Origin of the sequence: Streptomyces avicenniae (assembly GCF_000719135.1) — a bacterium.
GTDB lineage: Bacteria > Actinomycetota > Actinomycetes > Streptomycetales > Streptomycetaceae > Streptomyces > Streptomyces avicenniae.
Map to the genome: position 1 here is coordinate 26,765 of NZ_JOEK01000003.1, position 24,779 is coordinate 51,543.

25 protein-coding genes are annotated in these 24,779 nt (G+C 71.4%); 19 read left to right on the top strand and 6 right to left on the bottom strand.

Annotation, left to right across the window (positions count from 1 at the left end; genetic code table 11):
- The 3 genes from IF27_RS06840 to IF27_RS06850 are packed head-to-tail and all read left to right on the top strand — an operon-like array spanning position 1 to position 3,311.
- Positions 1-954, top strand: a complete 954-nt coding sequence (locus tag IF27_RS06840; protein ID WP_110945634.1) for a carbohydrate ABC transporter permease — start codon at positions 1-3, stop codon at positions 952-954.
- Between the two features lie 24 nt (positions 955-978).
- Entirely contained in the window at positions 979-1,938 is a 960-nt protein-coding gene (locus tag IF27_RS06845; protein WP_052848490.1) for a carbohydrate ABC transporter permease, read from the top strand.
- An 8-nt stretch (positions 1,939-1,946) separates the two neighbouring features.
- Positions 1,947-3,311: an ABC transporter substrate-binding protein gene (locus tag IF27_RS06850; RefSeq protein ID WP_190232839.1), complete on the top strand. Its 1,365-nt coding sequence runs from the start codon at positions 1,947-1,949 to the stop codon at positions 3,309-3,311.
- A 53-nt stretch (positions 3,312-3,364) separates the two neighbouring features.
- Here IF27_RS06850 and mqnC read toward each other — a convergent pair whose 3' ends face one another.
- Both mqnC and IF27_RS06860 read right to left on the bottom strand, forming a co-directional pair.
- Positions 3,365-4,555, bottom strand: coding sequence for a cyclic dehypoxanthinyl futalosine synthase (gene mqnC / locus IF27_RS06855; RefSeq protein WP_052848491.1), 1,191 nt, complete (start codon positions 4,553-4,555; stop codon positions 3,365-3,367).
- Positions 4,556-4,644: 89 nt separating this feature from the next.
- Positions 4,645-5,490 (bottom strand): menaquinone biosynthetic enzyme MqnA/MqnD family protein, encoded by an 846-nt coding sequence (locus tag IF27_RS06860; protein WP_052848492.1) that lies wholly within the window; start codon positions 5,488-5,490, stop codon positions 4,645-4,647.
- Between the two features lie 244 nt (positions 5,491-5,734).
- Between IF27_RS06860 and IF27_RS06865 the strand changes: the two genes are divergently transcribed.
- Positions 5,735-5,938: a cold-shock protein gene (locus IF27_RS06865; protein ID WP_052848493.1), complete on the top strand. Its 204-nt coding sequence runs from the start codon at positions 5,735-5,737 to the stop codon at positions 5,936-5,938.
- A 112-nt stretch (positions 5,939-6,050) separates the two neighbouring features.
- Here IF27_RS06865 and IF27_RS06870 read toward each other — a convergent pair whose 3' ends face one another.
- A complete protein-coding gene (locus IF27_RS06870; RefSeq protein WP_052848494.1) occupies positions 6,051-6,440 on the bottom strand; it encodes a DUF4180 domain-containing protein in 390 nt (129 codons plus the stop codon).
- Positions 6,441-6,535: 95 nt separating this feature from the next.
- On the opposite strand from IF27_RS06870, the gene IF27_RS06875 reads away from it, so the two are divergent.
- Positions 6,536-6,826 carry a hypothetical protein gene (locus tag IF27_RS06875; protein WP_052848495.1) on the top strand — a complete coding sequence of 97 codons (291 nt, stop codon included), beginning with the start codon at positions 6,536-6,538 and terminating at the stop codon, positions 6,824-6,826.
- Positions 6,827-6,848: 22 nt separating this feature from the next.
- Here IF27_RS06875 and IF27_RS06880 read toward each other — a convergent pair whose 3' ends face one another.
- Positions 6,849-7,235, bottom strand: a complete 387-nt coding sequence (locus IF27_RS06880) for a hypothetical protein (RefSeq protein WP_052848496.1) — start codon at positions 7,233-7,235, stop codon at positions 6,849-6,851.
- Positions 7,236-7,330: 95 nt separating this feature from the next.
- Between IF27_RS06880 and IF27_RS06885 the strand changes: the two genes are divergently transcribed.
- Together IF27_RS06885 and IF27_RS06890 are read left to right on the top strand one after the other, a co-directional pair.
- Positions 7,331-8,032 (top strand): demethylmenaquinone methyltransferase, encoded by a 702-nt coding sequence (locus IF27_RS06885; protein WP_052848497.1) that lies wholly within the window; start codon positions 7,331-7,333, stop codon positions 8,030-8,032.
- A gap of 127 nt (positions 8,033-8,159) precedes the next feature.
- Complete coding sequence (locus tag IF27_RS06890; protein WP_420821988.1) at positions 8,160-9,455, top strand: geranylgeranyl reductase family protein; 1,296 nt, start codon at positions 8,160-8,162, stop codon at positions 9,453-9,455.
- Between the two features lie 76 nt (positions 9,456-9,531).
- On the opposite strand, the gene IF27_RS06895 is transcribed toward IF27_RS06890, so the two are convergent.
- Both IF27_RS06895 and IF27_RS06900 read right to left on the bottom strand, forming a co-directional pair.
- Positions 9,532-10,389 carry a C40 family peptidase gene (locus tag IF27_RS06895; protein ID WP_052848498.1) on the bottom strand — a complete coding sequence of 286 codons (858 nt, stop codon included), beginning with the start codon at positions 10,387-10,389 and terminating at the stop codon, positions 9,532-9,534.
- A 270-nt stretch (positions 10,390-10,659) separates the two neighbouring features.
- Positions 10,660-11,442: a sulfite exporter TauE/SafE family protein gene (locus IF27_RS06900; protein WP_052848499.1), complete on the bottom strand. Its 783-nt coding sequence runs from the start codon at positions 11,440-11,442 to the stop codon at positions 10,660-10,662.
- A 354-nt stretch (positions 11,443-11,796) separates the two neighbouring features.
- On the opposite strand from IF27_RS06900, the gene IF27_RS06905 reads away from it, so the two are divergent.
- From IF27_RS06905 to nuoL, 12 genes are read left to right on the top strand one after another with little or no spacing between them, the layout of a single operon-like run.
- Positions 11,797-12,156: an NADH-quinone oxidoreductase subunit A gene (locus IF27_RS06905; protein WP_052848500.1), complete on the top strand. Its 360-nt coding sequence runs from the start codon at positions 11,797-11,799 to the stop codon at positions 12,154-12,156.
- Between the two features lie 16 nt (positions 12,157-12,172).
- Positions 12,173-12,727, top strand: coding sequence for a NuoB/complex I 20 kDa subunit family protein (locus tag IF27_RS06910; RefSeq protein WP_052848501.1), 555 nt, complete (start codon positions 12,173-12,175; stop codon positions 12,725-12,727).
- 43 nt (positions 12,728-12,770) lie between these two features.
- Positions 12,771-13,544, top strand: a complete 774-nt coding sequence (locus IF27_RS06915) for an NADH-quinone oxidoreductase subunit C (protein WP_052848502.1) — start codon at positions 12,771-12,773, stop codon at positions 13,542-13,544.
- Positions 13,541-14,878, top strand: a complete 1,338-nt coding sequence (locus IF27_RS06920) for an NADH-quinone oxidoreductase subunit D (protein WP_420821991.1) — start codon at positions 13,541-13,543, stop codon at positions 14,876-14,878. Before IF27_RS06915 ends, IF27_RS06920 begins: the two co-directional genes overlap by 4 nt.
- Positions 14,875-15,732, top strand: coding sequence for an NADH-quinone oxidoreductase subunit NuoE (nuoE, locus tag IF27_RS06925; protein WP_052848504.1), 858 nt, complete (start codon positions 14,875-14,877; stop codon positions 15,730-15,732). The genes IF27_RS06920 and nuoE overlap by 4 nt, the downstream gene beginning before the upstream one ends.
- Before the next feature lie 2 nt (positions 15,733-15,734).
- Positions 15,735-17,102, top strand: coding sequence for an NADH-quinone oxidoreductase subunit NuoF (gene nuoF, locus IF27_RS06930; protein ID WP_052848505.1), 1,368 nt, complete (start codon positions 15,735-15,737; stop codon positions 17,100-17,102).
- A complete protein-coding gene (locus IF27_RS06935) occupies positions 17,099-19,639 on the top strand; it encodes an NADH-quinone oxidoreductase subunit G (protein ID WP_052848506.1) in 2,541 nt (846 codons plus the stop codon). Before nuoF ends, IF27_RS06935 begins: the two co-directional genes overlap by 4 nt.
- The gene (gene nuoH / locus IF27_RS06940; protein ID WP_052848507.1) at positions 19,636-21,030 is read left to right on the top strand and encodes an NADH-quinone oxidoreductase subunit NuoH; all 1,395 of its coding nucleotides are present in this window, start codon (positions 19,636-19,638) and stop codon (positions 21,028-21,030) included. Before IF27_RS06935 ends, nuoH begins: the two co-directional genes overlap by 4 nt.
- Positions 21,023-21,661, top strand: coding sequence for an NADH-quinone oxidoreductase subunit NuoI (gene nuoI / locus IF27_RS06945; RefSeq protein WP_052848508.1), 639 nt, complete (start codon positions 21,023-21,025; stop codon positions 21,659-21,661). The genes nuoH and nuoI overlap by 8 nt, the downstream gene beginning before the upstream one ends.
- Positions 21,658-22,560: an NADH-quinone oxidoreductase subunit J gene (locus IF27_RS06950; protein ID WP_110945635.1), complete on the top strand. Its 903-nt coding sequence runs from the start codon at positions 21,658-21,660 to the stop codon at positions 22,558-22,560. The genes nuoI and IF27_RS06950 overlap by 4 nt, the downstream gene beginning before the upstream one ends.
- Entirely contained in the window at positions 22,557-22,856 is a 300-nt protein-coding gene (gene nuoK, locus IF27_RS06955; protein ID WP_052848509.1) for an NADH-quinone oxidoreductase subunit NuoK, read from the top strand. The genes IF27_RS06950 and nuoK overlap by 4 nt, the downstream gene beginning before the upstream one ends.
- A 27-nt stretch (positions 22,857-22,883) precedes the next feature.
- The gene (nuoL, locus tag IF27_RS06960; protein ID WP_052848510.1) at positions 22,884-24,779 is read left to right on the top strand and encodes an NADH-quinone oxidoreductase subunit L; all 1,896 of its coding nucleotides are present in this window, start codon (positions 22,884-22,886) and stop codon (positions 24,777-24,779) included.

Consider the following 24,779-nt stretch of genomic DNA (forward strand, 5'->3'; position numbering starts at 1 on the left):
ATGGCCGCGATCAGCCCCCCCGCCCCCCGCCCCCCCCCCCCGCCGAGCCGCGCCACCGCCCCCCTGGACAACCCCCCGCCCGCCTGGCGCAGACGGGAGGGCCGCGCCGCGCTCGTCTTCCTCGCCCCCGCGCTGCTCGGCTTCCTCACCTTCTTCGCCTGGCCCACGCTGCGCGGCCTCTACCTCAGCCTCACCGACTACGACCTGCTGTCCGCCCCGGAGTTCAGCGGCCTCGACAACTACCGGCGGCTGTTGCACGACGACGTCTTCTGGAACTCCCTGCGCGTCACGCTCCAGTACGTCCTGATCAACATCACCGTGCAGACCGTCGTCGCCGTCCTCCTCGCCGTCCTCATGCACCGGCTGACGAAGTCCGTCGTCATCCGCGGCATGGTCCTGCTCCCCTACCTGATCTCCAACGTCGTCGTCGCGCTGCTCTGGTACGCCATGGCCGACTACAACCTCGGCATCATCAACGGCGTCCTCGACTGGGCGGGGTTCGACCGCGTCGGCTTCTTCGGCGACGAGCAGTGGGCCATCCCGACCATCGCGCTGGTCAACGTCTGGCGCCACCTGGGCTACACGGCGCTGCTCGTCTTCGCCGGGCTCCAGGCCATCAACCGCGACGTGTACGAGGCCGCGGCGGTGGACGGTGCCGGGGAGTTCCGGATGTTCACCCGCATCACCCTCCCGCTCCTGCGGCCCGTCATGGCCCTGGTGCTCGTCGTGACCCTGATCGGCTCCTGGCAGATCTTCGACACCGTCGCCGTCACGACGCAGGGCGGTCCCGTGGACGCGACCCGCGTGGTCCAGTACTACATCTACGACCAGGCGTTCCAGCGGTTCGACTTCGGTTACGCGTCGGCCATCTCCGTCGCCCTCTTCCTCATCCTCGCCGTCATCGCGTTCGTCCAGCTGCGGCTGCTGCGCGCCGGCGACTCCGACCAGTCCTGACGCGACCGCACCCAAGGAGCCCGCATGACCGCCGTGGTCCAGCCGGCCGCGAGCAGCACGCCCGCACACGACCGGCACACACAACGACGCGCCACGCCCGCCGCGCGGCGCAGGTTCAGGCCGGGCCGCGTCCTCGCCTGGGCCGCCCTCTTCCTCGTCATCCTCGTGACGATCGCGCCGTTCGTCTGGATGCTGCGCACCGCGCTGTCGAACAACAGGTCCCTGTTCACGGACCCGACGTCCCCGCTGCCGGTTGACCTCACCTTCGGCCCGTTCGAACGGGTCCTGGGCACCGCGACCACCGCCGAGGCCCAGGCCGAGGGCGGCTCGGGCGCCTCCATCCGCTTCTGGGCGTACCTGCGCAACTCGCTGATCGTCTCGGTCCTGATCACCGTGGGGCAGGTCTTCTTCAGCGCGATGGCCGCCTACGCCTTCGCCCGGCTGCGCTGGCCCGGCCGCGACAAGGTCTTCTTCGTGTTCCTGACCGCGCTGATGGTCCCGCCGGTCTTCACGATGCTGCCGAACTTCACGCTCATCAAGAGCCTCGGCCTGCTCAACACGTACCCGGGGATCGTGGCGCCGTTCTTCTTCATGACGCCGTTCGCGATCTTCTTCCTGCGGCAGTTCTTCCTCGGCATCAGCCGCGAGATCGAGGAGGCCGCGATGATCGACGGCGCGGGCTACTTCAGGACGTACCTGCGCATCATCGTCCCGATGAGCCGCGCGCCCCTGATCACGCTGGCCATCCTCACCTTCATCAACGCATGGAACGAGTACTTCTGGCCGCAGCTCGTCGGCCAGGACGAGTCCGTCCGCGTCCTGACGGTGGCGCTCGGCGCGTTCGTCTCCGCCACCCCGCAGACCGGCCCCGACTGGGCGGGCCTGATGGCGGCGGCGCTCGTCGCCGCGATCCCGACGATCCTGCTGTTCCTCGCGTTCGGCAGGAAGATCATCAACTCCATCCAGTTCACGGGCATGAAGTGAGGCATCACGTGACGACGACACCCGCACGGCGTGCCCGCCGCCGCGCCCTGGCCGCGACCGCGGCCCTCGCCGCCCTCGCGGCGACGGGCTGCTCGGGCGACGCGTTCGGCGACGACGGCGGCCGGGAGACCCTGACCTACTGGCTGTGGGACGCCAACCAGCAACCCGGCTACCAGCAGTGCGCCGACGACTTCGAGGCGGCCCAGGACGACTACGCCGTCCGCATCGAGCAGCGCGGCTACGACGACTACTGGACGGCGCTCGCCCTCGGCCTGGTCTCCGAGTCGGCGCCCGACGTCTTCACCGACCACCTCTCCAAGTACCCCGAGTACGTCTCCCGCGGCCTCCTCGAACCGCTGGACGCCTACATCGAGCGGGACGACGTGCCGCTCGACATCTACGAGGAGGGCCTCGCCGACCTGTGGGTCGGGCAGGACGGCCGACGCTACGGCCTGCCCAAGGACTGGGACGCCGTCGCCCTGTTCTACGACGAGGCGCAGCTCGCCGCCGCCGGGCTCACCGCGTCCGACCTGGCGGACATGACGTGGAACCCGGACGACGGCGGCACCTACGAGGACGTCATCGCCCGCCTCACCGTGGACCGCGACGGGGTGCGCGGTGACGAGCCCGGCTTCGACAAGGACCATGTCGCCACCTACGGCCTGTGGTCGGAGGGCGGCGGCGGGCAGAACTTCGGCCAGACCCAGTGGTCCCAGTACGCGGTCGCCAACGGCTGGGAGTTCACCGACCGCAACCCCTGGGGCACCGAGTTCCACTTCGACGACCCCGCGCTCGTCGAGACGATGACCTGGTGGCAGGGCCTCATCGACAAGGGCTACATGCCGGACTACGCGTCCCAGGCCGGCGCCAAGCCCAGCGACCAACTCGCCGCCGGCACGGCCGCGATGACCGCCGACGGCAGCTGGATGATCGGCACCTACCTCGGCTACGACGGCGTGGACGTGGGCCTGGCCCCCAACCCGTCGGGGCCGACCGGGCGGAACGCCAGCATGTTCAACGGCCTCGCCGACTCCATCGTCAAGGGCACCGACCACCCCGAGGGCGCCTGGCAGTGGGTGCGCTACCTCGCCTCGCCCGCCTGCCAGAACGTCATCGGCGAGCGGCACGTCGTCTTCCCCGCCATCACCGAGGCGTGGGAGACGGCCCGCGACGCCTACGCGGCGGAGGGCATCGACGTCTCGGCGTTCACCGACCACGTCGAGAACGGCACGACGTTCCTCTTCCCCATCGCCGACCACGCGGGCGACGTCACGGCCGCCCTCCAGCCCGCCATCGACGACATCATGTCGGGCGCCGACGTGGAGAGCACGCTGCGCCGGGTCAACGGGGAGATCAACGGACTGTTCGACTGACGGCCCGGCGCCCGGCCCCCGCACGACGCGGGGGCCGGGCGCACGGGGGGACGTCAGGTCAGCAGCGTCAGCTGCGGGTGGGCGCTCCCGCCGTCGATCGCGGTCGAGGACAGGTGGGAGACGACGCGGTCGTCCACCGGGTCCTGCGCCGGGTCGTCGTGCACGACGAGGTGCTCGTACGTCGTCGCGCGCTGCGCGGGCACCCGGTCCGCCGCGCGGATCAGGTGCAGCAGCTCCAGCCGGTTCGACCGGTGCCGCGCCCCCGCCGAGGAGACGACGTTCTCCTCCAGCATCACCGAGCCGAGGTCGTCCGCGCCGTAGTGCAGCGACAGCTGGCCGACCTCCTTGCCGGTCGTCAGCCAGGAGCCCTGGATGTGCGCGACGTTGTCCAGGAAGATGCGCGCGATCGCGATGAGGCGCAGGTACTCGAAGAGCGTCGCCTGCGTCTGCCCGCGCAGGTGGTTGTTCTCCGGCTGGTAGGTGTACGGGATGAACGCGCGGAAGCCGCCCGTGCGGTCCTGCACGTCGCGGATCATCCGCAGGTGCTCGATGCGCTCGGCGTTCGTCTCGCCCGTGCCCATCAGCATGGTCGTGGTGGACTCGACGCCCAGCCGGTGCGCCGTCTCCATGATCTCCAGCCAGCGTTCGCCCGACTCCTTGAGCGGCGCGATGGCCTTGCGGGGCCGCGCGGGCAGCAGTTCGGCGCCCGCGCCCGCGAACGAGTCGAGGCCCGCCGCGTGGATGCGGGCGATCGCCTCCTCGGCGCTCACACCGGAGATCCGCGCCATGTGCTCCACCTCGGACGCGCCCAGCGAGTGGATCACCAGCTGCGGGAACGCCTCCTTGATCGCGGAGAAGTGCCGCTCGTAGTACTCCACGCCGTAGTCCGGGTGGTGGCCGCCCTGGAACATGATCTGCGTGCCGCCGAGTTCGACGGTCTCGGCGCAGCGCCGCAGGATGTCGTCGAGGTCGCGCGTCCACACCTTGTCGCTCTTCGGCGCGGCGTAGAAGGCGCAGAACTTGCAGGCCGTCACGCAGGCGTTGGTGTAGTTGATGTTCCGCTCGATGATGTACGTGGCGATGTGCTCGGTGCCCGCGTACCGCCTGCGGCGGATCGTGTCGGCCGCCCGGCCCAGGGCGTGCAGGGGGGCGGAGCGGTACAGCTCCAGGGCCTCTTCCGCGCTGATCCGGCCACCGTCGGCGGCGCGGTCGAGGAGGGTCGTCAGCTCGGCGCTCTGGCCCATGGGAGGGGTCCTTCCGACGGCGGAGGCTTGCGTGTGTCAGCGTACGCCAGCGCCCCGCGCCCGCCGGGAGGGGCGGTCGGGCGGGGTGGTCAGGCGGCGTCCAGCAGCTTCACGCGGCCCACGCCGTCGGCGATGCCGGTGCGGCGCGCGAACTCGTCGATGGCCGTCAGCTGCGGCGCGCCGAGCGAGAACTTCAGCGTGGTGAAGTACCGCTCCAGCACCTCGGCGTCGAAGTCCTCCCAGTGCGCGGCCTGCTCGGCGACCTTGCCGACCTCCGTCATGGACAGGTCACGCGAGGCGAGGAACGCGCGGTGGACCTCGCGTACCGTCTCCGGCTCGCGCCGCAGGTAGTCGCGCCGCACGCCCCACAGGGCGAAGACGAACGGCATGCCGGTCCACTCGCGCCACATCGCGCCGAGGTCGTACACGCGCAGGCCGAGCCGGGGCGCGTCGTGCAGCGAGGCGCGCAGGGCGGCGTCACCGATGAGGACGGCGGCCTCCGACTCCTGCATCATCAGGCCCAGGTCGGGTGGGCAGGTGTAGTAGTCGGGCGTGACGCCGATCCGGTCGGCGAGCAGCAGCCTGGCGAGGCGCACGGAGGTGCGGGACGTCGAGCCGAGGGCGACGCGGGCGCCGTCCAGCTCTTCGAGCGGCACCTTGGAGACGATCATGCAGGACATGACGGGGCCGTCGCAGCCGACCGCGATGTCGGGGAGGGCGACGAGGTCGTCCGCGTGCCGCAGGTATTCGACGAGGGAGACGGGCCCGATGTCGAGCGCGCCGTCCGCCAGCAGCTCGCCGAGGCGCTCGGGGGTGTCCTTGGTGAGTGTGAGGTCCAGCAGCGTCCCGGTCCTGGCGAGCCCCCAGTAGAGGGGGAGACAGTTGAGGAACTGGATGTGGCCGACACGCGGGCGACTCCGGTGGTGTGTACTCACCTTTCGGAGGGTACGCCTGTGGTCGTGCGGAACAGTGGTCAGGGATGTGCGGGTCAGGTGACCCCCCGGGGTGATCTCGACTCTTCCCGCTTTGCGGACCGCGTGCTACGCTCATACCGAGTTACAGTTTGGTTTCCCTTGCAGTACGAGCCTGCGGAGCATGTAGCCGCGGGCTTTCGTCATTTTCAGGCTTCATTGAAGGTTCTGGAGCAGGGCGACCCTTTTAGGCCCAGGGAGGGCTTACATGGCTACCGGAACCGTCAAGTGGTTCAACGCCGAAAAGGGCTTTGGTTTCATCGCTCAGGACGGCGGCGGCCCCGATGTCTTTGTCCACTACTCCGCGATCAACGCGTCCGGCTTCCGCTCCCTTGAGGAGAGCCAGACCGTGAGCTTCGACGTCACCCAGGGTCCGAAGGGCCCCCAGGCGGAGAACGTCACGATCGTCTGAGGCCGCCGACACCGCTCGGCGCACCACACAAGGAGCCCTCGCTTCCAGCGGGGGCTCCTGCCTTTTCGCCTTTTCCGCGCCCTTTCCCCTGCCGGGACGCCCGCCCGCGCGCTCAGCCGGGCAGGGTGCCGCCGAAACGCAGCCGCTCGGCCAGCTCGGCGCGGTCCGCGGTGAACCAGACGTAAGGGCCCGCGTTCCCGCGCCGCACGGCCGCGGCGAACGGCGCGTTCCAGGGCAGCACGTGCGACAGGTCGCCCTCGTACGCGACGCGCAGCCGGTAGTCGAGGAACGTCTGCGTGATCCGGTCGGCCAGCCCCGACGTGGTGTCGAAGAACGCGGGCGGCAGCCGCCGCAGCGGTATCACCACCAGCTCGGCGCCGATGCCCAGGGCCTCACCCGCCAGCAGCAGCGCGGCCTCCTCGCCGTCCACCGGCGGGCCGTCCCCCGCGGGGAGCACCGGGGTGCCGTGGATCTCCAGGGGCGTCTGGGGGAGGTACGTCATGCCATGAGGATGCCCCCGGGGGGCGCCCGCCGTCACCCGTTCGCCCGGCCGCGCGCCGCCGGGCCCCCGGACGTCGGGCGCGGTCCAATGGGCACATGGACGACAGGCGTGACATTCCCGACGTGGAGAGCATCCAGAGCATGCGTGAGGTCGAGGACATGAACGGCACCGACGACCTGGGCGATCCGGACGCCTTCACCGCCCTCGGCGGCTCGGGCGACGGCGTGGTCGAGCTGTGGACCCGGCGGGTCCTCGCGCTGGGCGACGACATCGACGAGGGCGAGGCGCGCGCCCTCGTCGAGGAGATGTGGGAGACGGCGTCGCTGCGCGAGGTCGATGTGTACGAGGAGGTGGTGGCCGAACGGGAGGACGAGCGGGACGAGTGACGCGGTGGGGGCGGGGCGGCCGTCAGAGGGTGGGGGTGATCGGCAGGCCGCCGAGCAGACCGCCCAGCACCTCGCCCGGCAGGTCACCGGCCCCGGCGCCGTCCGTCAGCGGGCCGGTGACGACGCTGGTGCTGATGGGCTGGAAGTCGGCGATCTGGGTGCCGACCGAGTTGGACAGGGGGTCGGTGGAGGTGCTGGACAGCGGGTCGAGCGGCAGCGCGAGGACGGGCTCGACCGAGTAGCGCAGGGCGTCGCCCGTGACACCGAGGGTCGAGGGGACCGTGGAGAGCGCAGAGAGCGGGCCGGGCGCCGCCTCGGCGGCGCACGCGCCGCCCGCCGCGGCGAGGACCGCCCCGCCCGCCGTCGCGGTCAGCGAGGCCACGCGCAGGACGCGGGAAAGTTGGGTCATGACCGGCACGCTAGTGCGCGAGGCGGCCCCCGTTCATCCCGGTGCCGGGGGAAGTCGCCCGAACGGAGGACGGCGGCATCCGCGAGAATGGACGCGTGACTCGTGCAACGCTGGACAAACAGCCCACCGAGGTCGCCGCGATGTTCGACGCGGTCGCCGCCCGCTACGACCTGACCAACGACCTGCTGGCCCTCGGTCAGAACCGCCGCTGGCGGCGCGCCGTCGCCGACGCGGTCGCCGCGCGGCCGGGGGAGCGGGTCCTCGACCTCGCCGCCGGGACCGGCACGTCCGCCATGCCGTTCGCGCTGGCCGGTTCCTTCACCGTCCCCTGCGACTTCAGCCGGGGGATGCTGGCCGAGGGCAAGCGGCGCGTGCCGTGGATGCCGTTCACCGCGGGGGACGCGCAGCGACTGCCGTTCCGGGACGGCGTGTTCGACGCCGTGACGATCTCCTTCGGGCTGCGGAACCTCAGCGACACCGAGCTGGCGCTGCGCGAGATGCTGCGCGTGACCAAGCCGGGGGGGCGCCTGGTCGTCTGCGAGTTCAGCCACCCGACGTGGGCGCCGTTCCGTACGGTCTACAACGAGTACCTGATGCGCGCGCTGCCGCCGGTCGCGACCCGCGTCTCCAGCAACCCGGACGCGTACGTCTACCTCGCCGAGACGATCCGCGCCTGGCCCGACCAGCCCGCGCTGGCCTCCGTGCTCCAGCAGGCCGGTTGGAGCCGCGTGGCCTGGCGCAACCTGTCGGGCGGCATCGTCGCACTGCACCGGGGCACCAAGGAACGCGCCGCATAGACTCGACCGCGTGCACGGCACACCGTGCCTGACGGCCGCTCACCGTCCCCTTCTCCGCACGTCCCCACCCGCTCACGCACCCGCACGACACGCCCTCATCGCCGCCGACCCGATCGGAGAGCCCGCCGTGGCCGAGACCGCCGAGACGACCCCCACCGAGTACTCCGCCGACGCCATCGTCGTCGGCGCCGGGCCGGCCGGCTCGGCGACCGCCTACCACCTGGCGCAGGCCGGGCTGGACGTCCTGCTGCTGGAGAAGACGACCTTCCCGCGCGAGAAGGTCTGCGGCGACGGCCTGACGCCGCGCGCCGTGAAGCAGCTGGTCGCCATGGGCATCGACATCTCCGAGGAGGCGGGCTGGCTGCGCAACAAGGGCCTGCGCGTCATCGGCGGCGGGCAGCGCCTCCAGCTCGACTGGCCCGAGCTGGCGTCCTTCCCCGACTACGGACTCGTCCGCAAGCGCGACGACTTCGACGAGCAGCTCGCCCGCGCCGCCGAGAAGGCGGGCGCGCGGCTGCTGGAGCGGTGCACGGTGTCGGGCCCCGTGCGGGACGAGCGCACCGGCCGCATCACGGGCGTGACGGCGAAGCTGGGCGAGGACAAGCGGCCCGCCACCTTCCGCGCGCCCGTCGTCGTCGCGGCGGACGGCAACTCGTCGCGCCTCTCGCTCGCCATGGACCTGCACCGCGACGCCAAGCGGCCGATGGGCGTGGCCGTGCGGACGTACTTCACGACGCCGCGGCACGACGACGACTACCTGGAGTCGTGGTTCGAGCTGTGGGACCGTCGGGGCCCCCAGGACCGGCTGCTGCCCGGCTACGGCTGGATCTTCGGCATGGGCGACGGCACCTCCAACGTCGGGCTCGGCGTGCTCAACAGCTCGTCCGAGTTCAAGGAGCTGGACTGGCGCGAGGTGCTGCGCACCTGGTGCGCGTCGCTGCCGCCCGAGTGGGGGTTCACGCCGGAGAACATGCAGGGCCAGATCCGGGGCGCGGCGCTGCCGATGGCGTTCAACCGCAAGCCGCACTACGCGCGGGGCCTGATGCTCGTCGGCGACGCGGGCGGGCTCGTGAACCCGTTCAACGGCGAGGGCATCGCGTACGCCATGGAGTCGGGGCGTATCGCCGCCGAGGTCATCAGCCAGGCGCTGGCGCGCCAGACGCCCGCGCAGCGTGAGGTGGCGCTGCTCGGCTACCCGAAGGTGCTGCGGGAGACGTACGGCGGCTACTACACGCTGGGCCGCGCGTTCGTGAAGCTCATCAGCAACCCGAAGATCATGAAGCTGGCGGCCGAACGCGGCCTGAGCCACCCGGTGCTGATGCGGTTCTGCCTGAAGCTGCTGGCCAACCTGACGGACCCGGCGGGCGGTGACGCGATGGACCGCGTCATCAACGGGCTGACGAAGGTCGCGCCGCGCGCCTGAGCGCGCGGGCACGGCGACGACGCGGGCCGGTGGCCCCGGATGCGGTTCCGGGGCCACCGGCCCGCGTGTCGTCCCGTCAGAGGACGCGTACCGCGCCGGTCGGCGGGTCGTAGCTCAGGTCGCGCTGGACGACGCCCGTGCTCGCGTTCTGGGCGCCGACGAACTGGCCGCCGCCGACGTAGATCGCCACGTGGTAGGCGCTGCCCGCGCCGCCCCAGTAGAGGATGTCGCCGGGCTGGAGCGCGTCCAGGGACACCTGGGTGCCCGCCGTGGACTGCGCGCCGGACACGCGGGGGAGCGGGACGCCGACGGACGCGTACGCGGCCTGGACGAGCCCCGAGCAGTCCCACGAGCCGGGGCCCGTGCCGCCCATGGTGTAGCCGTCGCCGACGTGGGACTGCGCGAAGGCCACGACGGCCGCCGCGCTGCCGCTCGCCGCGGGGGCGGCCAGGGTCGTGACCTCGCCGCCCGACTCCTGCGGCTCCTCGGCTTGCTGGGGCTCGGCGGCGGCCTCCTGGGCGGCGGCCTCGGCGCGTGCGGCCTCCTCGGCGCGTGCGTCGGCGGCTGCCCGGGCGCGCTCGGCGGCGGCCTGACGTTCGGCCTCCTCCTGCTCGGTGCGCTGCTGCGCGGCGACGCGCCTGGCGTCGGCGAGGGCGCGGTCCTGGGCGTCCGCGCGGGTGGCGGCCAGTTCGGCGTCGCCCGCCCAGGTCTGGGTGGCCTCGGCGGCAGTTGCCGCGCTGGTGGTGAGGACGCCGCTGAAGACGGGCAGTTCCGCGGTGGATTCCTTGGGCTGTTCGGCGGCGGTCGCGGGGGACGCCGCGCCGGTCACGGCGACGGTGCCCACGATGCCGGACAGGACGCCGCCGCGGAGCAGGGTGTTGGTGCGCGGCCGACGGGGTTTGCGGTGCCGGCCTCGATGACGAATCGGGGACATGGGGACCTGGCTACCAGCATCGGATGGTTGATCTCAATTAACGTGGGATGCGCCACAGTCGTCGTGTACGCGACGAGTTGGCGGCCTTTTGTCCGAAGTGCCGCTTCGGTGCGGTGATCATCTTTACGGCCGTTGTACCGCGATGTCCTGCGGGTTGTCCGTAATGTCGGGAGGGTGGGGCGGGCCTAGCACGGCGGCTCCGCCCGGGACAACGGCGGCGGGCTGTCAACCACCGTGCTCGTGGCACACCTCACGCCCGCGGGGCCCTGGTCAGGCCCACCACTGGTCGTACGCGAGGCGTGCGACCAGCGCCGTCACGACGACCAGCAGGACGACGCGGACGAAGCCGTTCCCCCGCTTCACGGCCATGCGCGCGCCGGTCCAGCTCCCGGCCATGTTGAACGCCGCCATGAAGGGGACCAGGCCCCACAGCACGGCGCCGTCGGCGGCGAAGACGAGGAGGCCGCCCACGTTTGTGCCGACGTTCACGACCTTCGCGGTCGCCGAGGCGGTGAGCAGGCTCATGCGCATCAGCGTCACCAGGGCGATCACGAGGAACGTGCCGGTGCCCGGGCCGATCAGCCCGTCGTAGAAGCCGACGCCCACGCCCGCCACCAGGACGGCCGCCGCGCGCCGCCGCCGTGAGGGCGCCTCGGCCGCCACCGCCGCGCCGAACCGGGGTCTGACGACGACGAACACCGCGACGCCGAGCAGCACCACCATGATCACCGGCTGGAGCACCTCCTCGCTCACCGCGGAAGCAAACAGTGCGCCGCCCGCCGCCGAGGCCAGCGCGACGGCGGAGAACCGCAGGGCCACGGAGACGTCCAGGGGTGCTCTGCGGGCGTAGGTGACGGCGGAGACGACCGTGCCGCACAGCGAGACGACCTTGGTCGTGCCGAGCGCGTAGGTGGGGGGCAGGTGCGCTGGCAGGCCGATGAGCAGGGCGGGGAGCTGGACGAGGCCACCGCCGCCGACCACCGCGTCGATCCAGCCCGCCAGGAAGGCGGTGATGCACAGGGCCACGGCGACGGTCAGGGATATGTCGGACACGGATGATCACACTAAGCGCCGGGCGGCGCGATGTCGTTGCATATACCACCGGCCTGTCCCGCGTGCGAATTTGCTGGCCGGTGACATGAGGTGATAGTGGGATCGATCATGGTACGGGCCCGGATGGCGCCCCGATTCACCACTTCGTAGCCGATCCGCCACCTTGCGTCCTACGTCCCGAGGTGTACGGGCTTGCGGCACTTGGTCGGGTGAAAGAGATCACAAACTTCGTGGGCCACCCCGTGTCGTAGGTCACAGGGGTGCGGGCTTAAGATGCCAGCAGCTTTGTGAACTGACTCACATAGCGATGATCTTCGTGGTAGCAGTCGCCGATGACTGGAAGGAGCGGGTGCGGTGAACGCGTACGTTCCCATCCTCGTACTGGCAGCCCTGGCAACAGCCTTCGTCGTCTTCTCCGTGATCGCCGCGGCGGTCGTCGGGCCGAAGCGGTACAACCGGGCGAAGCTGGATGCCTACGAGTGCGGTGTCGAGCCGACACCGCAGCCCGCCGGGGGCGGACGATTCCCCGTCAAGTACTACCTGACGGCGATGCTCTTCATCATCTTCGACATCGAGATCGTCTTCCTCTATCCCTGGGCCGTGCACTTCGACTCGCTGGGGATGTTCGGGCTTGTGCAAATGCTGATCTTCGTCGGTCTGATCGGTGCCGCCTACGCGTACGACTGGCGCCGTGGCGGCCTCGAATGGGACTGAGCGAAAGGCGTCTGTGATGGGTCTCGAAGACAAAATCCCCGGTGGCTTCATCCTCGACACGGTCGAGAACCTGGCCGGGCTCGCCCGTAAGTCGTCCGTCTTCCCCGCCACCTTCGGACTGGCCTGCTGCGCCATCGAGATGATGACGACGGGCGCCGGTCGCTACGACCTGGCGCGCTTCGGCATGGAGGTCTTCCGCGGCTCGCCGCGGCAGGCCGACCTGATGATCGTGGCGGGCCGGGTCAGCCAGAAGATGGCGCCGGTCCTGCGGCAGGTCTACGACCAGATGCCGAACCCCAAGTGGGTCATCTCCATGGGCGTGTGCGCCTCGTCGGGCGGCATGTTCAACAACTACGCGATCGTGCAGGGCGTGGACCACGTCGTGCCGGTGGACATCTACCTCCCCGGCTGCCCGCCCCGCCCCGAGATGCTGATGGACGCGATCCTGAAGCTCCACGCGAAGATCCGCGAGGAGAAGCTCGGCATCAACCGCGAGCAGGCCGCCCGTGAGGCGGAGGAGGCGGCGCTCAAGGCGCTGCCGACCATCGAGTTGAAGGGGCTCCTGCGGTGACGGGCACCCGGCGCGCGGCCACCGCATGGGACGGGGGCGGCCGATGAGCAGCGAGCGAGACCACCGGAGCGACGGGAACGACGGGACCACCGTGAACGGCAACGACCCCACCGCAGACGGCGTCACCGACGCCGCCCTCGAACGGGCGGGCGGCACAGGCGAGGCCATCGCCAGGCGCCGCGGCATGTTCGGCGCGAACAACGGCAGCGACACCACCGGCTACGGCGGGCTCACCCGCACCGTGCGCATGCCGGGCGCCTCGGCCCGCCCCTACGGCGGCTACTTCGACGAGGTCGCCGACGAGTTGGAGGGCGCGCTGGAGGAGCAGGGCCTCGACCCGGCCCACGCCGTCGAGAAGACGGTCGTGGACCGCGGCGAGATCACGTTCCACATCGCGCGCGAGCACCTGCTCCAGGTCGTGCGCACGCTGCGCGACGACCCCGCGCTGCGGTTCGAGCTGTGCCTCGGCGTGAGCGGCGTCCACAACCCGCACGACACGGGCCGGGAGCTGCACGCCGTCTACCACCTGCGGTCGCTGACGCACGGACGCCTCGTCCGCCTGGAGGTCAGCGTCCCCGAGGCCGACCCGCACCTGCCCTCGGTCGTCGCCGTCTACCCGACCAACGACTGGCACGAGCGCGAGGCGTACGACTTCTTCGGCCTCGTGTTCGACGACCACCCGGCGCTCACGCGGATCATGATGCCCGACGACTGGCAGGGCTTCCCGCAGCGCAAGGACTACCCGCTCGGCGGCATCCCCGTCGAGTACAAGGGCGCCCAGATCCCGGCTCCCGACCAGCGGAGGTCGTACAGCTGATGACCACTCACGCCACCCGTCCCGCCGAACCGCGCGAGACGACAGAAGGCCCGGTCTACACCGTCACGGGCGGCGACTGGGACGAGATCACCCAGGCCGCCGCCGAGCGCGCCGACGACGAGCGGATCGTCGTCAACATGGGTCCCCAGCACCCCTCGACGCACGGCGTGCTGCGGCTGATCCTGGAGATCGACGGCGAGACGGTCACCGAGGCCCGCGCGGGCATCGGCTACCTCCACACCGGCATCGAGAAGAACCTCGAATACCGGACCTGGACGCAGGGCACGACGTTCGTGACCCGCATGGACTACCTCACGCCCTTCTACAACGAGGCCGCGTACTGCCTCGGCGTCGAGAAGCTCCTCGGGATCACCGACGACGTCCCCGACCGCGCCAGCGTCATCCGCGTCCTGCTGATGGAGATCAACCGCATCTCCTCGCACTTCGTCGCCATCGCCACCGGCGGCATGGAGCTGGGCGCCACCACCGTCATGATCTACGGCTTCCGCGACCGGGAGCTGTGTCTCGACCTCTTCGAGCTGATCACCGGGCTGCGCATGAACCACGCGTTCATCCGGCCGGGCGGCCTCGCCCAGGACCTGCCGCCGGGCGCCATCGACGCGCTGCGCGAGTTCGTCCGGCAGATGCGGAAGAACCTCCCCGAGTACGACGCCCTGTGCAGCGGCAGCCCCGTCTTCCGCGCGCGCCTGAAGGACGTCGGCTACCTCGACCTCGCGGGCTGCCTCGCGCTCGGCGCCACCGGGCCGATCCTCCGCTCCGCGGGACTGCCGCACGACCTGCGCAAGTCCGACCCGTACTGCGGCTACGAGAACTACGACTTCGAGGTCCCCACCACCGACACGTGCGACTCCTTCGGCCGCTTCCTGCTGCGCCTTGAGGAGATCGAGCAGTCGCTGCGGATCATCGAGCAGTGCATGGAACGGCTGGAGCCCGGGCCGGTCATGGTCGGCGACAAGAAGATCGCCTGGCCCGCGCAGCTCGCCCTCGGCCCCGACGGGCTCGGCAACTCGCTGGACCACATCAAGAACATCATGGGCACCTCCATGGAGGCCCTGATCCACCACTTCAAGCTCGTCACCGAGGGCTTCCGCGTCCCGCCGGGACAGGTCTACACGGCCGTGGAGTCCCCCAAGGGCGAGCTGGGTGTCCACCTCGTGAGCGACGGCGGCACCCGCCCGTACCGGGTGCACTTCCGCGACCCGTCGTTCACCAACCTCCAGTCCATGGCGGCGATGTGCGAGGGCGGCATGGTCGCCGACGTCATCGTCGCCGTGGCGTCCATCGACCCCGTGATGGGAGGCGTAGACCGATGACCGAGGTCAGCCTGGGCATGCCGCAGACGCCCGCCCCGCCGTACCCGGACGACGTCCGCGCCCGGCTGGAGGCGGACGCCGCCGAGGTGATCGCCCGCTACCCCGACAGCCGCTCCGCGCTGCTGCCGCTGCTCCACCTCGTGCAGTCGGAGGAGGGCCATGTCACGCGCACCGGCATGCGGTTCTGCGCCGACGCGCTCGGCCTCACGACCGCCGAGGTGACGGCCGTCGCCACCTTCTACTCCATGTACCGGCGCAAGCCCTCGGGCGACTACCAGGTCGGCGTGTGCACCAACACGCTGTGCGCCGTCATGGGCGGCGACGAGATCTTCGGCGAACTCCAGGCCCACCTCGGCGTCGGCAACGGCGAGACCACCGCCGACGGCAAGGTCACGCTGGAGCACATCGAGTGCAACGCGGCCTGCGACTTCGCGCCCGTCGTGATGGTCAACTGGGAGTTCTTCGACAACCAGACCGTCGAGTCGGCCAAGCAGCTCGTGGACCAGCTGCGCGCCGGTGCGCAGGTCACCCCGACGCGCGGCGCGCCGATCTGCGACTTCCGCAAGACCGCCCGCATCCTCGCCGGGTTCCCCGACGAACGGCCGGGCGCCGTCGCCGCGGGCGGCAGCGCGGGCCCCGCCTCGCTCGCGGGCCTGCGCCTCGCCAAGGGCGAGACGGCCCCCGGCCGCGTCGTCGCCCCCCGCGCCGGGGAGCGTCCCGCGGGACCCGACGCCGACGCGCAGCCCGACGGCCGCGCGCCCGCCACGCACCCCAGCTCGCACGACGCCCCCCAGCCGAGCGCGGCCTCCGACCCGGAGAACCCCACCGGCCCGGTCACGAAAGAGGGTGAGTGACCATGACGACCGCGACCGAACGCGGCGAGGCCGGTGCGGAGAAGCTGCTGACGCCCGTCCTGTCGGAGTTCTGGGACAAGGACAAGTCCTGGACGATCGAGGTCTACCGCGACCACGGCGGCTACCGCGGCAGCGCCAAGGCGCTCGCGATGGCGCCCGACGACGTCATCGCGTACGTCAAGGAGTCGGGGCTGCGCGGCCGTGGCGGCGCCGGGTTCCCCACCGGGATGAAGTGGCAGTTCATCCCGCAGGGTGACGGCAAGCCGCACTACCTCGTCGTCAACGCGGACGAGTCGGAGCCCGGGACCTGCAAGGACATCCCGCTCCTCTACGCGAACCCGCACTCGCTCGTCGAGGGCATGATCATCGCCTGTCACGCGATCCGCTCGAACCACGGGTTCATCTACCTGCGCGGCGAGGTCGTCCCCGTCCTGCGCAGGCTCCAGGCGGCCGTGGCCGAGGCGTACGCCGCCGGGTTCCTCGGCAAGGGCGCGCTCGGCGACGGCGGCGACCTCGACATCACCGTCCACGCGGGCGCGGGCGCGTACATCTGCGGCGAGGAGACCGCGCTCCTCGACTCGCTCGAAGGGCGCCGCGGCCAGCCCAGGCTGCGTCCCCCCTTCCCGGCGATCGCCGGTCTGTACGCCTGCCCCACCGTCGTGAACAACGTGGAGTCCATCGCCTCGGTTCCCGCCATCATGGACCGGGGCAAGGAGTGGTTCCGGGAGATGGGCAGCGAGAAGTCGCCCGGCTTCACGCTCTACTCGCTCTCGGGACACGTCGCGCGCCCCGGCCAGTACGAGGCGCCGCTCGGCGTCACCCTGCGCCAGCTGCTCGACCTCGGCGGCGGCATCCGCCCCGGGCACCGCCTCAAGTTCTGGACGCCCGGCGGCTCCTCCACCCCGATGTTCACCGAGGAACACCTCGACGTCCCCCTCGACTACGAGGGCGTCGGCGCCGCCGGGTCCATGCTCGGCACCAAGGCCCTCCAGGTCTTCGACGAGACGACCTGCGTCGTCCGCGCCGTCACCCGCTGGACCGAGTTCTACGCGCACGAGTCCTGCGGCAAGTGCACGCCCTGCCGCGAGGGCACCTACTGGCTCGTCCAGCTCCTGCGCGACATCGAGGCGGGCAAGGGCCTCCTCGGCGACCTCGACAAGCTCGCCGACATCGCCGACAACATCAACGGCAAGTCGTTCTGCGCCCTCGGTGACGGCGCCGCGAGCCCCATCTTCTCGTCGCTGAAGTACTTCCGCGCCGAGTACGAGCGGCACATCACCGAACGTGCCTGCCCCTTCGACCCCGCCAAGTCCACCGTCTGGGCGGACGACGGCACCACGGCATCGGCTCACCAGGAGGTGAACGCGTGACGGTCACCACCGACGGGACGGCGAAGGCCACCGCCGAGGACCTGGTGACGCTGACCATCGACGGCATCGAGATCTCCGTGCCCAAGGGCACCCTGGTCATCCGTGCCGCCGAGGAACTCGGCATCGAGATCCCCCGGTTCTGCGACCACCCGCTCCTCGACCCGGCGGGCGCCTGCCGCCAGTGCATCGTGGAGGTCGAGGGCCAGCGCAAGCCGATGGCCTCCTGCACCATCACCTGTACCGAGGGCATGGTGGTGCGCACCCAGCTCACCTCGCCCGTCGCCTCCAAGGCGCAGCGCGGCGTGATGGAGCTGCTGCTCATCAACCACCCGCTGGACTGCCCGGTCTGCGACAAGGGCGGCGAGTGCCCCCTCCAGAACCAGGCGATGTCGGCGGGCGACGCCGAGTCACGCTTCGACGGCGTGAAGCGGACGTACGAGAAGCCGGTGCCGATCTCCGCGCAGGTGCTCCTGGACCGCGAACGCTGCGTCCTGTGCGCCCGCTGCACCCGCTTCTCGAACCAGGTCGCGGGCGACCCGATGATCGAGCTGATCGAGCGCGGCGCGCTCCAGCAGGTCGGCACGGGCGAGGGCGACCCGTTCGAGTCGTACTTCTCCGGCAACACGATCCAGATCTGCCCGGTCGGCGCGCTCACCTCGGCCGCCTACCGCTTCCGGGCCCGCCCGTTCGACCTCGTCTCCTCGCCCAGCGTCTGCGAGCACTGCGCGGGCGGCTGCGCCACCCGCACCGACCACCGGCGCGGGAAGGTCATGCGCCGCCTCGCGGTCAACGACCCCGAGGTCAACGAGGAGTGGATCTGCGACAAGGGCCGCTTCGGCTTCCGCTACGCGCAGACCGCCGACCGGCTCACCACCCCGCTCGTGCGGAACGCGGCGACCGGGAACCTTGAGCAGACCAGCTGGCCCGAGGCCCTGCGCGTCGCCGCCGAGGGGCTCGCCGCGGCCAGGGAGCGCGGCGCGGCCGTCCTCACCGGCGGCCGGGTCACCGTCGAGGACGCCTACGCCTACGCCAAGTTCGCCCGCGTCGCGCTCGGCACCAACGACATCGACTTCCGCGCCAGGCCGCACAGCGCCGAGGAGACCGCCTTCCTCGCCGCCCAGGTCGCGGGCCGCGGCTTCGACCTCGACGGCGCGGGCGTCACCAACGCCACGCTGGAGCGCGCACCGGCCGTCCTGCTGGTCGGCTTCGAGTCGGAGGAGGAGGCCCCCGGCGTCTTCCTGCGGCTGCGCAAGGCCCACCGCAAGCACGGCCTGCGGCTGTGGTCCGTCGCCACGCACATCACGCCTGGCCTCGCCAAGGCCGGCGGCACGCTGCTGCCCGCCGCGCCCGGCACCGAGCCGGACTGGCTCGACGCCCTGGCCGCCGGGTCCGACAGCCTCGACGCCCACGGCAGGCAGGCCGCGGAGGCGCTGCGGGCCGAGGGCGCGCTGATCGTCGTCGGCGAACGGCTCGCCGGGGTCACCGGCGGCTACACCGCCGCCGTCGCCACCTCCGCCGCCACCGGCGCGCGGCTCGTCTGGATCCCGCGCCGCGCCGGTGAGCGCGGCGCCGTCGAGGCCGGGGCCCTGCCGGGGCTGCTGCCCGGCGGCAGGCCCGAGACGTCCGAGCGCGCCCGGCGTGAGATCGCCGCCGCCTGGGGCCTGGCCGCCCTGCCGGACGGCGCGGGCCGCGACACGGCGGGCATCGTCGAGGCCGCCGTGTCCGGCGGGATCGGTGCGCTGGTCGTCGGCGGCGTCGAGGTCACGGACCTGCCGGACCCGGCGCGCGCCAGGGAGGCGCTGGCCGCCGTCGCGGCGGGCGGCTTCCTCGTCAGCCTGGAACAGCGGCCCTCCGAGGTCGCGGACGCGGCGCACGTCGTCCTGCCGGTGGCCGCCGTCGCCGAGAAGGACGGCACGTTCCTCAACTGGGAGGGACGCGCCCGCTCGTTCGCCGCCGCGATCAAGCCCGACCAGATGACGCGCCGCCACGTCCGCACCGACGGGCGCGCCCTGCACATGCTGGCCGACGCGCTGGCCGCCGTGGAGGGCTCCACGAGCGGGCCGCTCGGCCTGCCGGACGTGGACAGCGCCCGCCGTGAACTCGACGGCCTGGCGCCCTGGACCGGCGACCTGCCGCTCGGCCCGACCGCGAGCCCCGGCGACCTGCCGAACCCGGTGCAGGGCGAGGCCGTCCTCGCCGGGCACCGGCTCCTGCTCGACCAGGGGCGGCTCCAGCACGGCGACGCCGCGCTCGCCGCCACACGGCACGCCGCCGTGGCCCGCCTGTCCGCCGCCACCGCGGCCGAGGCGGGCGTCGCGGACGGCGCGCCGCTCACCGTCACGGGGCCCGCCGGGACGGTGACGCTGCCGCTGCGCGTCACCCCCGAGATCCCCGACCGCGTCGTCTGGCTGCCGCTGAACTCCACCGGGTCAGGCACCCTCGCGGACCTGGGCACCGTCCCGGGCCAGGTCGTCCGTGTGTCCCCCGCGACCGGGACCCAGGACGCCGCACCGGTCGCCGAGGAGGTGAACGCATGATGCCCGCGCCGCGGTTCACCGCGCTGGCACAGGAGGCCGACCTGTCGATGTTCGGCCAGGACCCGTTCTGGCTGATCGTCGTGAAGGCCGTCGGCTGCTTCGCGATCCTGATGCTGCTGGTCCTCGTCTGCATCGTCATGGAGCGCAAGGTCGTCGGCTGGATGCAGCTGCGCATCGGCCCCAACAGGCACGGCCCCTGGGGCATGCTCCAGTCGCTCGCCGACGGCGTGAAGCTGATGCTGAAGGAGGACATCAACGTCAAGGCGGCCGACAAGGTCGTCTTCATCCTCGCCCCGCTGCTGGCCGCCATCCCGGCATTCATGGCCGTCGCCGTCATCCCGTTCGGCCCGGCCGACGACCCGGTGAGCATCTTCGGGACCGAGACCGTCCTCCAGCTCACCGACCTGCCGGTCGCGCTTCTCTACATCCTGGCCACCTCCGCCATCGCCGTGTACGGCACGGTGCTGGCCGGCTGGTCGTCCGGCTCGACGTACCCGCTGCTCGGCGGCGTCCGCGCGACGGCGCAGATCATCTCGTACGAGGTGGCGATGGGCCTGAGCTTCGCCGCCGTCTTCCTCCACTCCGGGTCGATGTCCACCTCGGCCATCGTGGACGCGCAGGAGGACCGCTGGTTCGTGATCCTGCTGCCCGTCTCGTTCCTCATCTACATGGTGGCGATGGTCGGCGAGGCGCACCGCGCGCCGTTCGACATGCCGGAGTCCGAGGGCGACCTGGTCGGCGGCTACCTGACCGAGTACTCCTCGATCAAGTTCGCGTTCTTCATGATGTCCGAGTACGTGCACATGGTCACGGTCTCGATGCTCATGACGACGTTCTTCCTGGGCGGCTGGCGGGCCCCGGCGCCGCTGAGCTTCTGGGAGGGCGCGAACTCCGGCTGGTGGCCGATGCTGTGGTTCCTCGGGAAGACGGCCGCCGTCATCTTCTTCTTCGTCTGGATCCGCGGCTCGCTGCCCCGCGTGCGCTACGACCAGTTCATGATCCTGGGTTGGAAGGTCCTGATCCCCGTCGCGCTGGTGTGGCTGATGCTCGTCGCCACCGTCCGCGCGATGCAGAACGAGGGCTACGACGTCTACGACATGCTCCCGTGGGTCGGCGGCGGCGTCCTCGTCCTGCTGCTGCTCTCCTTCGTCGCCGACGTGTTCCGCGACCGGGCCGACCAGCGGCAGGAGGCCGCCGAGGCGGCGGGCCCCGAGCCGGTGTTCGACCCGCTGGCGGGCGGCTACCCCGTGCCGCCGCTGCCGGGCCAGACCCTGCCTCCCGTGCCACGCCGCCCCTCCAGGGCACGTGTCCCGGCGACCATCGCCGGAGTGAGCGCGGCCACCGAGGACGCCGTCCCCGACACTCCCCGAAAGGAGGCCGACGATGCCTGAGTTCAGCAATCCGGTGGGCGGCTTCGGCGTGACCTTCAAGGCCATGTTCAAAAAGCGCCTCACCGAGCAGTACCCCGAGGTCAAGAAGCCGACCGCGCCGCGGTTCCACGGCCGCCACCAGCTCAACCGCCACCCGGACGGGCTGGAGAAGTGCATCGGCTGCGAGCTGTGCGCCTGGGCCTGTCCCGCCGACGCGATCTACGTCGAGGGCGCGGACAACACCGAGGAGGAGCGCTACTCGCCGGGGGAGCGCTACGGCCGCGTCTACCAGATCAACTACCTGCGCTGCATCCTCTGCGGCCTGTGCGTCGAGGCGTGCCCCACCCGGGCGCTCACCATGACGAACGAGTACGAGCTCGCCGACCGCACCCGCGCCTCCCTCATCTACACGAAGGAGGAGCTGCTCACCGGCCTCACCGACGGCATGGTCGAGGCCCCGCACGCGATGTACCCCGGCACCGACGACCAGGCGTACTACCGCGGCGAGGTCACCGGCGCGGCCCCGGGCACCGACCGGCAGGTCGCCCGCTCCAAGGGCGAGGTCCCGCCGGGCGAGGCCGACGACGACCCGGTGACCGCCGCGTCCAAGCTGACCGACCCGGCCGCGCAGGGACCGGGGGTCCACGCATGAGCACGCTCACGACGCTGGCGGCCGAGACGTCCACCTCCACCGGCGAGGCCGTCCAGTTCTGGATCCTCGCGCCGCTGGCCGTCCTCGGCGGCCTCGGCACGCTCCTGCTGCGCCGCGCGGTCCACTCCGCGCTGTGCCTGGCGGGCACGATGGTGCTGCTGGCCCTCTTCTACCTGGCCAACGGCGCGTACTTCCTGGGCGTCGTCCAGATCGTCGTCTACACCGGCGCGGTCATGATGCTCTTCCTCTTCGTCCTGATGCTCGTCGGCGTCAGCGCGGCCGACTCGTTCAAGGAGACGCTGGCCGGGCAGCGCTGGCTCGCCGCCGCCTGCGGGCTCGGGCTCGGGCTGCTGCTGATCGCGGGCATCGGCCAGGCGTCCACCGGCTCGTTCACCGGCCTCGCCGAGGCCAACGGCGGCGGCAACGTGGAGGGCCTCGCGTCGCTCCTGTTCACCCGCTACGTCGTCGCGTTCGAGGTGACGGGGGTGCTGCTCACGATCGCCGCCCTCGGCGCCACGCTCCTGACGCACCGCGAGCGCGTCGAGCGCAACAAGACGCAGCGCGAGCAGGCGGAGGAGCGCGTGCGCAGCGGCGTGCAGCTCCCGCCGCTGCCCGCCCCCGGCGTCTACGCCCGCCACAACGGCGTGGACATCCCCGGCCTGCTGCCCGACGGCACCCCGTCCGAGCTGACCGTCAACCCGACGCTGCGCGGACGCGGCCAGGTGCGGGAGGTCCACGGCCAGGCGCTCGCCGACCTCGCCGCCCTCGAACAGCGCACCTCCGCCTACCAGGGCCGCCCCTCGCCCGCCGGGCCCGCCCCCCGGGGCACGGCACTCGGCGGCGCCGCGGCCCCCGGCGACGGCGCCGTATCCACCGACGCCGAGGAGGCCAGGAAGTGAACCCGCAGAACTACCTCTACCTCGCGGCCCTGCTGTTCACGCTGGGCGCATCCGGGGTGCTGCTGCGGCGCAACGCGATCGTCGTGTTCATGTGCATCGAGCTGATGCTCAACGCCGCCAACCTCGCACTCGTGACCTTCTCCCGCATGCACGGCAATCTCGACGGCCAGATCATGGCCTTCTTCGTGATGGTCGTGGCCGCGGCCGAGGTCGTCGTGGGGCTGGCGATCATCGTCATGGTCTACCGCTCCCGGCACTCGGCCTCGGTCGATGACGCCAGCCTGATGAAGCTGTAAGGCCAAGGAAATCGTGGGAGCGTTCTCGTGGAGTCATTGATCGGACTGCTCGTCGCGGCACCGCTGCTGGGCGCCGCCGTGCTGCTGCTCGGCGGCAGGCGCCTGGACCGCGCGGGCCACTGGTTCGGCCTGGCCATGGCGGCCGTCTCGTTCGTCCTCGCCGTGGCGCTCTTCTTCGACCTGCTGGACCGGGCGGGGGAGGAACGGACGCTGCACCAGCACCTGTTCAGCTGGGTGCCGGTGGCCGACTTCCGGGCCGACGTCGCGTTCCAGCTCGACCAGCTGTCGATGACGTTCGTGCTGCTGATCACGGGCGTGGGCACGCTGATCCACCTCTACTCGGTCGGGTACATGGAGCACGACGAGCGGCGCCGCCGCTTCTTCGGCTACCTGAACCTCTTCCTCGGCGCGATGCTGCTGCTGGTCCTGGCCGACAACTACCTGCTGCTGTACGTCGGCTGGGAGGGTGTGGGCCTCGCCTCCTTCCTCCTCATCGGCTTCTGGCAGCACAAGCCGAGCGCGGCGACGGCGGCCAAGAAGGCGTTCGTCGTCAACCGCGTCGGTGACGTCGGCCTGTCCATCGCGATCCTCCTGATGTTCACCACCTTCGGGAGCTTCGCGTTCGCCGAGGTCCTGCCGAACGCCGACAGCGCCTCGGAGGGCACGCTCACCGGCATCGGCCTGATGCTGCTGCTCGCCGCCTGCGGCAAGTCGGCGCAGGTGCCGCTCCAGTCCTGGCTCGGCGACGCGATGGAGGGCCCGACCCCCGTCTCGGCCCTGATCCACGCGGCGACGATGGTCACCGCCGGTGTCTACCTCGTGGTCCGTTCAGGCGCCGTGTTCGACGCGGCGCCCGACGCGCAGACCGTCGTGGTCGTCGTCGGCGCCGTCACGCTGCTGTTCGGCGCGGTCGTCGGCTGCGCGAAGGACGACATCAAGAAGGCCCTCGCGGGCTCCACGATGTCGCAGATCGGCTACATGATGCTGGCCGCCGGGCTCGGCCCGATCGGCTACGTCTTCGCGATCATGCACCTGGTGACGCACGGCTTCTTCAAGGCCGGGCTCTTCCTCGGCGCCGGTTCCGTCATGCACGGCATGAACGACGAGGTGGACATGCGCCGCTACGGCGGCCTCCGCACGTACATGCCCGTCACCTTCGTGACCTTCGGCCTCGCCTACCTCGCGATCATCGGCTTCCCCTATCTCTCCGGCTTCTTCTCCAAGGACGAGATCATCTACGCCGGTTTCTCCAAGGGCGGCACCGAGGGCTGGATCCTCGGCGGCGTGATGCTGCTGGGCGCGGCGCTGACCGCGTACTACATGACGCGCATCATGCTGATGACCTTCTTCGGCGAGAAGCGCTGGCAGCCGGACGCGAACGGCCACGAGCCGCACCCGCACGAGTCCCCGCTCACCATGACCGTCCCGATGATGGTCCTGGCGGGCGGCGCGGTCGCGGCGGGCTTCGTCTTCGACGCGGGCGAGTCCTTCGTCCACTGGCTGGAGCCGGTCACCGGCCTGGAGCACGGCGACTCGCCGGTCAGCCACGGCCAGGTGTCCATCGCCGCCACCGCCGTCATGGTGCTCGGCGTCGCCGGGGCGTGGTTCCAGTACGGCCGCCGCCCGGTGCCCGTCGTCGCGCCGACCGGCAGCCTGCTCACCCGCGCGGCGCGGCGTGACCTGCTCCAGGACGACTTCAACCACGCCGCGTTCGTCCAGACCGGCAGCTACCTCACCCGGGGGCTCGTCTACCTCGACCACAAGCTGGTCGATGGCGTGGTCAACGGCACGGCCGCCTCCTTCGGCGGGCTGTCCGGGCGGCTGCGGCGGATCCAGAACGGATTCGCCCGCAGTTACGCGGTCTCGATGTTCGGCGGTGCGGCTGTCCTCGTCGCCGTGACCCTGCTGATGAGGGCGGTCTGA

Coding starts and splice junctions, on each gene's coding strand:
- IF27_RS06840 (WP_110945634.1), top strand. CDS start 1: ATGGCCGCGATCAGCCCCCCCGCCCCCCGCCCCCCCCCCCCGCCGAGC.
- IF27_RS06845 (WP_052848490.1), top strand. CDS start 979: ATGACCGCCGTGGTCCAGCCGGCCGCGAGCAGCACGCCCGCACACGAC.
- mqnC (WP_052848491.1), bottom strand. CDS start 4,555: ATGGGCCAGAGCGCCGAGCTGACGACCCTCCTCGACCGCGCCGCCGAC.
- IF27_RS06865 (WP_052848493.1), top strand. CDS start 5,735: ATGGCTACCGGAACCGTCAAGTGGTTCAACGCCGAAAAGGGCTTTGGT.
- IF27_RS06870 (WP_052848494.1), bottom strand. CDS start 6,440: ATGACGTACCTCCCCCAGACGCCCCTGGAGATCCACGGCACCCCGGTG.
- IF27_RS06875 (WP_052848495.1), top strand. CDS start 6,536: ATGGACGACAGGCGTGACATTCCCGACGTGGAGAGCATCCAGAGCATG.
- IF27_RS06880 (WP_052848496.1), bottom strand. CDS start 7,235: ATGACCCAACTTTCCCGCGTCCTGCGCGTGGCCTCGCTGACCGCGACG.
- IF27_RS06895 (WP_052848498.1), bottom strand. CDS start 10,389: ATGTCCCCGATTCGTCATCGAGGCCGGCACCGCAAACCCCGTCGGCCG.
- IF27_RS06910 (WP_052848501.1), top strand. CDS start 12,173: ATGGGTCTCGAAGACAAAATCCCCGGTGGCTTCATCCTCGACACGGTC.
- IF27_RS06915 (WP_052848502.1), top strand. CDS start 12,771: ATGAGCAGCGAGCGAGACCACCGGAGCGACGGGAACGACGGGACCACC.
- nuoE (WP_052848504.1), top strand. CDS start 14,875: ATGACCGAGGTCAGCCTGGGCATGCCGCAGACGCCCGCCCCGCCGTAC.
- nuoF (WP_052848505.1), top strand. CDS start 15,735: ATGACGACCGCGACCGAACGCGGCGAGGCCGGTGCGGAGAAGCTGCTG.
- nuoH (WP_052848507.1), top strand. CDS start 19,636: ATGATGCCCGCGCCGCGGTTCACCGCGCTGGCACAGGAGGCCGACCTG.
- nuoI (WP_052848508.1), top strand. CDS start 21,023: ATGCCTGAGTTCAGCAATCCGGTGGGCGGCTTCGGCGTGACCTTCAAG.
- IF27_RS06950 (WP_110945635.1), top strand. CDS start 21,658: ATGAGCACGCTCACGACGCTGGCGGCCGAGACGTCCACCTCCACCGGC.